Below are 11,833 nucleotides of genomic sequence, written 5' to 3'. Positions count from 1 at the left end.
CGGAGTGGACGGGACTCGAACCCGCGACCCCCGGCGTGACAGGCCGGTATTCTAACCAACTGAACTACCACTCCGCAAAGGAAAATGTTTTACAACCATAAGTTGTGCAAGTAATTGGCGGAGTGGACGGGACTCGAACCCGCGACCCCCGGCGTGACAGGCCGGTATTCTAACCAACTGAACTACCACTCCACATTTTCGTTGCTGACTGAGTCTCCCCTGACAGCGGCGTGAATAATACGAATCACCCTCTGGTTCGTCAAGGGGTTTTTTGTATTTTTACAGGTTTTTTAGTCATCTGACATCGAAAGGTTTAAAATTTCACCTGATTTGTCATTTTTTGAGCCGTTTTTGCCAACTTCATTTTCATTCGTTGCTTGCTCATCATTTTCGGTTTGATTTTTTTTCTTTAAAAACGGTAACGAAAATTTAAATTTAAGCGGTTTCTTTTGAACAAAAATTCTAATTGCTAGCCAACCCAATAAAAGTACGGTTAAATTTCCAACAACAATTAAGATCACCATGAGCATGGTGGATGTTTTTTGTTCTTCTTCAAGAATTCGTTGTTGCTCCGCTTGCGCTTCTAAATCAATTTCAGGGCGAACAATTTCTGGTACAGCTTCAATTGGGCGCTCTATTTCAAATTTATAAGTAGGTAAAGTAGCCATAAATTCACGGTCATTTATATTGCTACCAAATACAGAAAGCTCGACACTATATCGACCCCAATCATAATTTTTAATGGCAAGCTCACGTGTTTGCGATTTATCAGCATCTAAAGAGAACATTTGCTCTTCATTATTGGGGTAATATATTTTTCCTTGAATAAGCACTGTTTCTGGTTTGACGATTTCAGGATTTAAGGTGATCGTTAAAATGTGATCATCTTCATCTTGCTCAGCAAGTGCTATTTCGTAAGCAAAAGGCGGTTCGTGCACGACAATGGGTTTTTGTACCACGGTACGCTTTAATATAGGGGTTTCTATATAAAGCTCGGGTTGCCACTCCCCAGCTGGGAATATCAGCTTAAATTCACCGGTAAACACACCATCAAGAGGACGCTCATCAAAGCCACGCCCATCATCTCTAAAATCGGTAACACTTTGCGTACCTGCGCCAAAGTTTGCGAAATCACTATTATTAGTGCTGACAAAATCAACGTGTAGACTTATTACATCACGAAACTGGCCAACTTCTATAGGCTCACCATCATTTAATACGCGGCCAGTTAGTTTGACTGTTTCTCCACGAAACAGCATAGGCGGGAGTGGATCAACATTAAGCTCAATTTCACCCAGCACCATTATACGGCTATCTGGCAAAATGCTGCCGACTACTTGCCAGGGACCAGGCATTGGGTTGCTGATGGTGATCAAGTCATAGCTTAATTCATCATGCCAGTCGAGGTCATCATTTTTGACTGAGTCAGTAGCATAGTACTTGGTACCATCAGGGCGAACTAAAACAACGGCAGGCGCACCGCGCTTACGAAAGAAGAGTAAAGTAACTTTATCGATTTTATGGTCAATACGAAAACGGTTCTCTAGCAGGGGAATTTCATTTTGCACCCCATCACGTTCTAATGGGGTTATTTTATCTTGCTCGTTGGCAAATCCCGTTAAGGGAATTAAACACACTAATCCTGCTAGTAGTTGTTTTCTCATTTTATTACCCTATTCTGCACGCCATAAGCATTGACCACCTTTAGCGACCAAGTCTAAACGCTCTTCATGAGCGGCGTGCTCTTGTTCTGTTGCTCTTAATACGACAAGCGGTGCTCTATCAGCACTAAGTCGGCGAATACCACCAGCTTGTTGTGTTGAGCTTTCATCTTTATTTTGATTAAGATTCAGCTTTACTTGTCCACCCGTCATAGAAAGGTAAACATCTGCTAGAATTTCGGAATCCAGCAGTGCGCCGTGTAAGGTACGCTTTGAGTTATCAATATCGTAACGACGACAAAGTGCATCAAGGTTATTCTTTTGACCTGGATGCAAGTCACGCGCCATTTTCAAAGTATCAAGTACACTACATACATCGGCAGTATTCGGAAAACCTTGATTTAACAATGCAAATTCATTGTCCATGTGACCAATATCGAACGCAGCGTTGTGGATTACAAGCTCAGCGCCGCGAATATATTCTAAAAATTCATGAGCAATCTGGTGGTATAAAGGCTTATCACGCAAAAATTCATTGGTTATACCGTGAACGTCTATCGCTTCTTCTTCTATTTCACGCTGTGGATTGATATACACATGAAAGTTGTTGCCAGTAAGGCGGCGATTAACAAGTTCAACACAACCGATTTCAATAATGCGGTGGCCTTGCTTTGGGTCAATACCCGTGGTTTCTGTATCTAAAACTATTTGTCTATGTGCCATATCGTCTTAAGCCTGACTCTGGTATCTTTCTATCATCACTTTATTGTACACAATATCAAGGTAAAACAGTGCAGAAAACCGTAGAGATTTACACCGATGGATCATGTTTAGGTAATCCAGGGCCTGGAGGTTATGGCATCGTGATGCGATACAACGGCCACGAGAAGCAATTAAGTCAAGGTTATACCCTAACAACAAATAATCGGATGGAAATGCTCGCAGCTATCGTTGCACTAGAAACCCTCACCCGCTCTTGTCACGTCATTCTCACCACCGATAGCCAATATGTGAAACAAGGGATTGAGTCATGGGTCGAAAATTGGAAAAAACGCGGCTGGAAAACAGCAGCAAAAAAGCCAGTCAAGAATGTCGATTTATGGAAACGACTTGATGCAGCATGCCAACAGCATGACGTAGAATGGCGCTGGGTAAAGGGCCATAGCGGCAATAAATATAATGAAATCGTTGACGATCTTGCTCGCGAAGCTGCTGGCAGCGATAAATTACTTGAAGACACAGGTTACGACGGTAATTAAGGAGCCTTGAAATAAACTTGGCGCAGGCCGTTTTATATTTTTGTTATATGTTATAAGATTTGGCTATAACGAATTATAAAGGACTCATTATGGCTCTGCGCATTCACTCTTTTTTTCATCAACAAAGCGCCACTCTCTGTTATTTAGTTAGTTGTGAAAGCACTAAAGATTGCTTGCTGATTGATGCACCCGCTGATTTTGATATGCCAAGTGGTGAGTTAAGTTTTACAACAGCCAATGAGATCATCAGCTACATAAAGACTGAGCAGCTCACATTACAATGGCTACTTGAGACCCATGCACATGCTGACCATATCACCGCAGCAAGTTATATAAAGCAACAATTACAAAACACACATCCCTGTAAGCTTGGTACAGGCGAAGGGATCACACACGTTCAAAAACACTTTAGCCAACTTTATAATCTAGATATGCCATGTAATGGTGAACCATTTGATGCCTTATTTGCTAATAAAGCTCAATTTCAGTTAGGTGATTACACGGTAGATGTAATTGCAACGCCAGGCCACACTCCTGATAGTGTGTGTTACCACATTGATGGCAATGTATTTGTAGGTGACACCTTCTTTATGCCAGACAGCGGCACAGCCCGCTGTGACTTCCCTGGCGGTAGTGCAGCCGAGTTATATGATTCACTACAACGTATTTTAGCTTTACCTGACGACACGGTACTTTGGATGTGTCATGACTACCAACCAGATGGCCGACCTCTCGCGAACAAAACCACAGTGAAAGAGCAGCGTGAGCAAAACATTCATTTAAAAGGCGATAAACAAAGCTTTATTGCAACTCGGGAAGACCGCGATGCAACCTTAGCTGTACCAAAGCTGCTGCACCCTTCTATTCAATTAAATATTCGTGCAGGCCAATACCCAAGCAAAACGGATACTCACCAACACTATTTAGCTATCCCGCTCACAGTGCTGCTTTGATGTTTGTCTAAGCCCAGCTCCTTTTACCGGCGAAAATTGCGGCCTTGCATGCCATTTAGGTTTAATTGGTGTAAGCGGGGCCACACGTTTTCGAGCCACCAGCATATAAACACTCCCCATTGGCTTTAAATATTGTTGACCAAAACTACGCCAAGCAGCAAAGCGTGATAAACGGCTCCCTCTTGCAAGCGATGAATGGATAAATCGCTCATCCGAAATAATCTCAAAACCCAAAAGATTCAGCCAATCTTTTACTCGCGAAGGTGTAAAAAAGCGCCCTGTCCAAGGAAGCTTTTGGCGACTAAAAGGTAAAAGCTGCGCCAATCCACACAAGCTAAACGGGTTAAAGCCCGTGATCACCAGATAGCCACCGGGAATTAAAGTACGGTGTGCTTCGCGTAAGATGTGGTGCGGATCTGAGTGGTATTCTAAGCAATGCGATAAAATACATGCATCAACACTGTGCTCATAAAAAGGCAGTTCGTCTACATCCGCAATTACACCGGTAAATAACCCCTGCTCTGCTACACAAACTTGATGCTTAATAGGACTTTCACTGGTTGCCAGCTCACCACTTAAATTACCAAGTTTGAGCATGTGATAGCCAAACATGCGTGGCAGCCATGGCGTTAGCTTACGTTCAATTTCAGCACGTAAATAGTCACCATGAGGGAACTGCTGCCAAGAGTATGGCTTAGGACCTTCTTGAAAACTAAGGGCTGGTTTCATTTTCTGAGCTCGTTATACTGTGTGTTAACTGTCACTTTATAGAGCAATTAAACATGGTGCAAGTTAAAGCAATTAAAGCCTTTTCTGATAATTACATTTGGTGCATCAGCAATGAGGCTGAGCAAACTGCATGGGTTGTAGACCCAGGTCAAGCAGAACCTGTTTTAAACTACCTAAACGAGCAAAACTTAACACTTTGCGGTATTTTGATTACCCATCACCACTATGACCATACCGATGGCGTTGCTGCACTGGTTAAGGCATGTCGTGATATTCCGGTTTATGGGCCAAGACACAGCCCTTTTAAAGGCATTACTCATGGCGTATCAGAAGCGGATAAAGTCACTGTGTATGATTACACTTTTACCGTGCTTGCGACACCCGGTCATACCCTAGACCATGTTTGTTACATTAATGACGAATTAAGTTTTACTGGCGACACCTTATTTAGTGCTGGCTGCGGACGATTATTTGAAGGCAGTGCTGAGCAAATGTGGCACTCGCTATGTAAATTAAGAGCCCTGCCAGATGAGTGTAAAATCTATTGCACTCATGAATACACGCAAGCCAACTTAGCCTTTGCAAAAGCCGTTGAACCAAATAATGAATACCTACTCAACTACAGTGATAAAGTAGATATGCTGCGCGCCAACGGCGAAATAAGCCTGCCAACTCAGTTAGGCGTTGAAAAACAAATAAATCCATTTTTGCGTAGCAACGTAGCAACTATCACCGATGAGCTGCCTGATGAGCTAAAAATTAATTTGGATCTGAATGAACCTTGGCAACGCTTTTCAGGTCTCAGAGCCTGGAAAGATAAGTTTTAAAAAACTTAAATGCCAGCAGTTACAATTTTGTATATTTAGATCAGCATCTTGCAATAATAAGCTGACATAAACTGGTCATAAAGTGGCAATATGTTCTCAGAGCAGGTAATATTCGCCGAGTTTTTTTACCTGATGTATGGGTATATATGTATAAGTCTCCTTTAGTTTTATCACTTGCGCTGATTTTAAGTGGCTGTCAATTAACAGCCTCTGACTCAGCAAGTACAGATGTTGCAAGCAATAATGTTGAGCAACAATTAGACGGCGCAAGTCCGAGCGACATCAATGATGCATTGATGATCAACGCTCAGTATCAACAATTAACCGATATTGATGAGCCGCCTCCTGTATTTGATGATGTATGGGAACGTATTCGCTACCAGCTTTCGATTGATGTGCCACAAAACCGCCCTGTTGTTGCTGAGCGTAACTATTATGCGCGTCATCAGGCCTATTTAGATCGTATCTCGAAGCGAGCTGAGCCATACCTATACTTCATTGTTGAAGAAGTCGAAAAACGTCAAATGCCAATCGAAATTGCCCTTTTACCCATTGTAGAAAGTGCATTTGACCCATTTGGCTATTCGCACCGCAGTGCTTCAGGTATCTGGCAATTTATGCCACAGACCGGTGAGCGTTTCGATTTAAAACAAAACTGGTGGTATGACGGTCGTCGTGACATTGTGCAATCGACCCGTGCAGCGCTAGATTACTTATCATATTTACACAAAACCTTAGAAGGCGATTGGCTAAATGCCATTGCGGCCTATAACTCAGGTGAAGGTCGTTTACTTCGCGCCATTAAAAAGAACCGTAAAAAGCATTTACCAACGGATTTTTGGTCACTTGATTTACCAAAAGAAACCACTTCGTACGTACCAAAGCTGTTAGCGCTGTCTGATCTAGTAAAACGCAGCGACGAGTTTGGTGTGAAGTGGCAGCCAATTATTAATGCTCAAGTAGTTGAAGCGGTTAATGTAGGAAGCCAAATCGACTTGGCACTCGCTGCTGATATGGCAGATATTAGCTTAACTGAACTTTATCGTTTGAACCCTGGTTTTAATCGCTGGGCGACAGATCCAAATGGACCGCACTTTTTATTATTACCGTCTGATAAAGTTGAAGCGTTTACTAACAAGCTAGCTAAAACAGAGCAAAAAGACCGCCTACGCTGGCAGCAATATATTGTTGCACGCGGTGACAGTTTATCTGTGATTGCGAAGAAGTTTTCGACAAGCACAAACGCGATTAAAACCCTGAATAAGCTTTCATCGAATACTATTCGTGTTGGTCAGCAATTGCTTGTGCCACTAAGCGATGGTGAGATTAATAGCCAGCATTTACCAAAATCAGTACGTATGGCGGCTAATAAAGCAACACGTAAAAAACTTAGCCATAAAGTCGCCAGTGGCGATACACTGTGGGATATCAGCCGTGAGTACGATGTGACCATAGCTGAACTTGCAACATGGAATAAGCTAAAAAAAGACGCTGTACTGCGTGTTGGTCAAAAGCTAACTGTGTATAAGCAAGAAAAATCACAACTTGCTGCTACACAAATCAAAGAGCGCACCATTACCTATAAAGTTCGTCGTGGTGACTCGTTAGCGCGCATTGCTGCTAAGTTTAATGTTTCTGTGCAAGATATTATTAAATGGAACTCATTAGCTGGACAAAAATACATTCAGCCTGGGCAAAAGCTTAAGTTAAAAGTTGATGTACGAAGCGCATAACGGCTTCATTTTATGTTAAAAAAGAGCGCCTTTAGGCGCTCTTTGTCTCTCTCACTTAGTATTTATGCTTTAAAGCCCATAAGTGTAATAACTCATTGGCAATGGTCGCTGCGGCAATCGCGGTTAATTCACTTTGATCATATGATGGCGATACTTCAACCACATCCATACCGACCATATTAATGCCCTTCAATGCACGAAGCACCTTAAGCACTTTATCGCTTGTTAAGCCACCACACACAGGTGTGCCTGTCCCTGGAGCGAATGCAGGGTCAAGGCAGTCAATATCAAAGGTTAGATACACAGGTAAGTCACCCACGCGTGCTTTGATTTGCTCAGCGATATCTTGTGCTGGTAAATCATTGGCAGCCATTGCATCAATCACCGCAAACTCATGTTTGCTCTGATCAAAGTCAGTACGAATACCAATTTGAATACTGTGTTCAACATCAATGAGTCCTTCCATCGGCGCATGATAAAACATGGTACCGTGATCATAACGTGAGCCATTGCTGTAAGTATCTGTGTGAGCATCAAAATGAACTAATGCCATCTTACCGTATTGCTTAGCATGGGCGCGCAGTAAAGGCAAAGTCACAAAATGGTCGCCACCTAAGCCTAATAATGTTTTACCTTGACGAAGAATTTGCTCAGCCGCTAATTCTAATTGCGCTGTAAAATATTCTGGGTCACCTACTGGGTAGGTAAAATCACCAGCATCAGCTAATTTTAAACGCTCAAACAACGGGAACGTCCACGGGTACTTGATTTCTTCCCACGCAAGGTGCACAGAGGCACGACGAATTGCATCAGGGCCTAAACGTGCACCTGGGCGACCCGAGGTCGCCAGGTCAAATGGTAAACCTAGCACCACTACATCGGCATCGATTGCAGTGATGTTTTGCACCATCGGCTGACGTAGAAACGTCATGCCGTTTGAATATAACGAATGATCTGTGTGGTCAAACAATGTCGACATTGCTTATAACTCTTCTAAATAAGTGTAACCATTTAAGCCAGTTTGCAGCTCATCTAATACGCTTTGCTGCTCTGATTCTGGTAATTTTGCCGCTACCAGCTGGGCGTAAGATTGCTGAAAACCTTCTACATCTAAATGTACATAACGCATCATGTCAGCAACGGTATCACCCTCGTTAACTTCAGTGATTTTCGCCTGACCCTGCTCGTCCATTTTTATAATTGCACTGTGCGTGTCACCAAATAAATTATGCATATCACCTAAAATCTCTTGGTAAGCACCCACTAAGAAAAAGCCCATTAAATAAGGTTTTTCTTCGCTAAATGCTGGTACCGGCAAGGTGCTTTCAATACCTTGACCATCGACATAGTGCTCCATAGCACCATCTGAGTCGCAGGTAATATCAAGTAACACTGCACGCTTTTGTGGTGCCTCTGTTAAACCACTTAAAGGCAAAACAGGAAACACTTGGTCAATACCCCATGCATCCGGTAATGACTGGAACAATGAAAAGTTCACAAAAAACTTATCTGCTAAACGCGCATTTAATTCATCAATAATCGGACGATGAAAACGGTTTTTGTTATCCATATGTTTGTTAAGTTCATAACATACACGTAAGTTAACTTGCTCCGCCCATGCTCGCTCTGTTAAATCTAATAAGCCAAGTGCAAATTGATTATGTGCTTCGGCTAAATCACCTTGGCTATCATGATAAATTTCAATTAATGCACGGTCGTCATTGTCATCACTTAACTGCTGCCATGATGTCCACATATTCTTTAACAGTAGGGGTGCATCAGCGGCTGGCGCTTGAATGTCCTCTGGTACATAGCTTTCGGTACCAATAACATTCGAAATCAATACAGCATGGTGCGCTGTTAACGCACGACCTGATTCAGAAATAATGCGCGGCATTGGTTGCTCATATAACTTACAGGTATCACCAATGGTGTATACAATGTTATTAGCGTATTCACTTAAGCTGTAGTTCATTGAGTTATGAGACTGGCTTCGTGTACCGTCATAATCTACCGCTAAACCGCCACCTACATCTAAACAATCAATTTGTGCACCTAATTTGCGTAACTCACAGTAAAAACGCGCAGCTTCACTCACACCTAAGCGAACATCGCGGATGTTTGCCATTTGCGAGCCAAGGTGAAAGTGTACAAGTTGGATCAGATCAAGTTGATCAGACGCTTTTAAACGATTAACCACACTGAGTACTTGCGATGCCGACAAACCAAATTTTGATTTTTCGCCACCACTTGCTTGCCACTTGCCCTTACCTTGCGACGCTAAACGTACACGAATACCAATGCGTGGCTTTACGTTTAACTCTCTTGCTTGGCTAAGCACCATGTCTAGCTCAGACAGTTTTTCAAGAACAATGTAAACCTTGTGACCTAGCTTCTCGCCAATCAGTGCTAAACGAATGTATTCTTGGTCTTTATAGCCATTACATACAATTACAGCACTGGTTTTTTCAGCCATGGCTAAAACCGTTAATAGCTCAGGTTTACTGCCCGCTTCTAGACCCAATTGCTTTTTTTCAATATCAGCTTGGCTTGCAACTATTTCTTCAACAACTTCGCGTTGTTGGTTTACTTTAATTGGATAAACAAGCAAATAGTCTTTCGGATAACCATAATTTTCAATCGCCGTGTTAAATGCCTGACATAAGCTATGTACACGATGATGTAAAATTTGTGGAAAACGAACCAACGCAGGCAAGCTTAAGCCTTTGTCTTGTAATTGCTGTGCGATATCGATTAGTGCAATGGTTTGCTCTGGGGCATGGGCCTTTGGCGCAACATACACATCACCTTGATCATTAATACCAAAGAAACCTTGGCTCCAATGACGAACATTGTAACTCGTGCGAGCTTGTTCTAGTGATGTTGTCTCTTTCATCTATCTTTCTCTTTAATTTTAGTAATGCCAAAAACGGCAAGGGTTGTTGCCGCGCATTAAAAGAAAAATAGTGATTCAAGTCCAACAAGAATTTTTACTCGTAACGAGTGATTTTTAATGTGAAAAACGAATCGATAATTCCCTACCCATACTCAAAATTATTTAAGGACAGGCACTGTAAACAAGAATAGATATTAGTGGACTGTTTTTCATTTTAGAGTATTTTAGAGGACAGGCACTACTTTTGTGATTTCATCTGCTTTTGTTGAGTTCGATCCCAAGCGCCTCCATGCCTCATATTGCTCGTTATCATGCCACGTAATACCGATGTACTCTTGCCAATTTTCAAAGTCCTTTGTCCGAAATTTTTCAACCCCACACCCTCCTGCACCAAAAGATGTGCGGCAAATTTTTACAGTAAGATAAGTACCATCAAAATTAAGCTGTGATTGTTTATCAGTGCAAACACTTAAAGGCCGATAAGGAAATGTAAGAATAACTTTTGATTCTATAGTGCCATTATGATTGAAGACACCAGTTAGGGAGTGACATGAGTTTAAGTAGAACTGGGTGGTATCAATAGTAAAGTCGGGTTGCTTACTCTTAGAAGTAATAGATACTTGTGACTTATCACCACAGGCAGTAATCAAAAAAATCGTAACAAAACATATGAATTGTAAGGAATATTTATAAATTAGGATAACCTCAATAAAACATGGCTTAATACCTAACTTACTGGTTAAGCCCTAACTCCATAAATAAACTTTGTGGATTTTCGCTATAGTTACCAAACGGACCACAACGATTGAAGCCTAAGTTTTCATATAGGCTAATGGATTCTGTTTGTTTAGGGCCTGTTTCTAATCGAATAAGCGGAATTTGCTGCTCACCTGCGTGATGCAAGAGTATTTGCATAATTCGACGTGATAAACCTTTACCACGGTAACTTGGTTTTACATATAGGCGGCGGATTTCACCATATGGAGGATTGCCTTCTTGCATCACGATTGCACCACAAGCAACGATACCATCTTCATTTTTCAAGCCAATGGCATAAACATTAGGTTCAGCAAGTTCTTCAACACTTAAGGATTGAGCGGTTGCAACAGGATATAATGAGTTTATGAGTCGGTCTATATCAGAAAACACGTGTACTACTTCAGGATCATGTGGATTTAAATCGACTAACTGCATAAAACTCCCATTTTTATATGTCGTTTTTGTTAATGATGTTAACAATGATATCGGATATTAGTTTAATCCTCTACTGTTGTTTTCAATATTCATTTTTATAGGTACTGTTCAGACCGCTATACTATCGCTTAGTTCAACAGTATGTAACTGAAAAAACGCCCAGTTGATAAAAATTAAAGTCCAACCTACACCGCTCAATTAAAGATTAATGATTTTTACTGACAACTTTAAGAAGACAGTCACTTTAGTTTTTAATTTAACTAAAATGGACAGGCACTTAAAAATAAAAACTTTAGACTTAGGTTAAAACTCCTCTCAATCTCTCTAAACTTGACCTTGCAAAGCCCGCTTAACTTTAAAGGTCTTTCTTTTCCTTTAATCTTAAAACTGATTTTGATTAATTTGAGAAACGCTAGCCATTTCAAAGCAATGGTTTTAAAAAATAATATTACAAAAATCACATAAAAGAATTAGCTAGCTAACAGAAATAGACTATTAGTCCTGTTACTTCGCCGCTTTCGAGCAGTTTTACTACAGTAGTTTTCAATAGCTTGTATTCGACCTACAGCACCGTGAAATAA

11 protein-coding genes and 2 tRNA genes are annotated in these 11,833 nt (G+C 41.4%); 4 read left to right on the top strand and 9 right to left on the bottom strand.

The window, feature by feature from the left end:
- The 4 genes from HCZ11_RS19345 to dnaQ form a co-directional block, all read right to left on the bottom strand.
- A tRNA-Asp gene (locus HCZ11_RS19345) sits at positions 1 to 74 on the bottom strand.
- A gap of 41 nt (positions 75 to 115) precedes the next feature.
- A tRNA-Asp gene (locus HCZ11_RS19340) sits at positions 116 to 192 on the bottom strand.
- A gap of 98 nt (positions 193 to 290) precedes the next feature.
- Positions 291 to 1,664, bottom strand: coding sequence for a TIGR03503 family protein (locus HCZ11_RS19335; protein ID WP_167659236.1), 1,374 nt, complete (start codon positions 1,662 to 1,664; stop codon positions 291 to 293).
- Positions 1,665 to 1,673: 9 nt separating this feature from the next.
- Positions 1,674 to 2,384, bottom strand: coding sequence for a DNA polymerase III subunit epsilon (dnaQ, locus tag HCZ11_RS19330; RefSeq protein ID WP_130051199.1), 711 nt, complete (start codon positions 2,382 to 2,384; stop codon positions 1,674 to 1,676).
- A gap of 68 nt (positions 2,385 to 2,452) precedes the next feature.
- Here dnaQ and rnhA point away from each other — a divergent pair, with 68 nt between their 5' ends.
- Both rnhA and HCZ11_RS19320 read left to right on the top strand, forming a co-directional pair.
- Positions 2,453 to 2,920: a ribonuclease HI gene (gene rnhA / locus HCZ11_RS19325; protein ID WP_167659235.1), complete on the top strand. Its 468-nt coding sequence runs from the start codon at positions 2,453 to 2,455 to the stop codon at positions 2,918 to 2,920.
- An 89-nt stretch (positions 2,921 to 3,009) separates the two neighbouring features.
- Positions 3,010 to 3,873, top strand: coding sequence for an MBL fold metallo-hydrolase (locus tag HCZ11_RS19320; protein WP_167659234.1), 864 nt, complete (start codon positions 3,010 to 3,012; stop codon positions 3,871 to 3,873).
- Here the strand turns inward: HCZ11_RS19320 and HCZ11_RS19315 are convergent.
- The gene (locus tag HCZ11_RS19315; protein WP_130051196.1) at positions 3,844 to 4,602 is read right to left on the bottom strand and encodes a class I SAM-dependent methyltransferase; all 759 of its coding nucleotides are present in this window, start codon (positions 4,600 to 4,602) and stop codon (positions 3,844 to 3,846) included. The two genes, HCZ11_RS19320 and HCZ11_RS19315, sit on opposite strands and share 30 nt — an antisense overlap.
- Before the next feature lie 53 nt (positions 4,603 to 4,655).
- On the opposite strand from HCZ11_RS19315, the gene gloB reads away from it, so the two are divergent.
- Complete coding sequence (gloB, locus tag HCZ11_RS19310; RefSeq protein ID WP_167659233.1) at positions 4,656 to 5,429, top strand: hydroxyacylglutathione hydrolase; 774 nt, start codon at positions 4,656 to 4,658, stop codon at positions 5,427 to 5,429.
- Positions 5,430 to 5,575: 146 nt separating this feature from the next.
- Positions 5,576 to 7,162, top strand: coding sequence for a LysM peptidoglycan-binding domain-containing protein (locus HCZ11_RS19305; RefSeq protein WP_167659232.1), 1,587 nt, complete (start codon positions 5,576 to 5,578; stop codon positions 7,160 to 7,162).
- 55 nt (positions 7,163 to 7,217) lie between these two features.
- Here the strand turns inward: HCZ11_RS19305 and speB are convergent, their stop codons facing one another.
- From speB to HCZ11_RS19285, 4 genes are all read right to left on the bottom strand, one after another.
- Positions 7,218 to 8,141, bottom strand: a complete 924-nt coding sequence (gene speB, locus HCZ11_RS19300; protein WP_130051193.1) for an agmatinase — start codon at positions 8,139 to 8,141, stop codon at positions 7,218 to 7,220.
- A gap of 3 nt (positions 8,142 to 8,144) precedes the next feature.
- Positions 8,145 to 10,058, bottom strand: a complete 1,914-nt coding sequence (speA, locus tag HCZ11_RS19295; RefSeq protein ID WP_167659231.1) for a biosynthetic arginine decarboxylase — start codon at positions 10,056 to 10,058, stop codon at positions 8,145 to 8,147.
- Between the two features lie 224 nt (positions 10,059 to 10,282).
- The gene (locus HCZ11_RS19290; RefSeq protein ID WP_130051191.1) at positions 10,283 to 10,708 is read right to left on the bottom strand and encodes a hypothetical protein; all 426 of its coding nucleotides are present in this window, start codon (positions 10,706 to 10,708) and stop codon (positions 10,283 to 10,285) included.
- A gap of 82 nt (positions 10,709 to 10,790) precedes the next feature.
- Positions 10,791 to 11,252: a GNAT family N-acetyltransferase gene (locus HCZ11_RS19285; protein ID WP_105174581.1), complete on the bottom strand. Its 462-nt coding sequence runs from the start codon at positions 11,250 to 11,252 to the stop codon at positions 10,791 to 10,793.
- Positions 11,253 to 11,833: the final 581 nt, after the last annotated feature.

It is taken from the genome of Pseudoalteromonas sp. HF66 (genome assembly GCF_011806445.1).
Taxonomy (GTDB): domain Bacteria; phylum Pseudomonadota; class Gammaproteobacteria; order Enterobacterales; family Alteromonadaceae; genus Pseudoalteromonas; species Pseudoalteromonas apostichopi.
The sequence above is the reverse complement of the archived record's forward strand: the minus strand, read 5'-3'. Positions and strand labels throughout refer to the sequence as shown.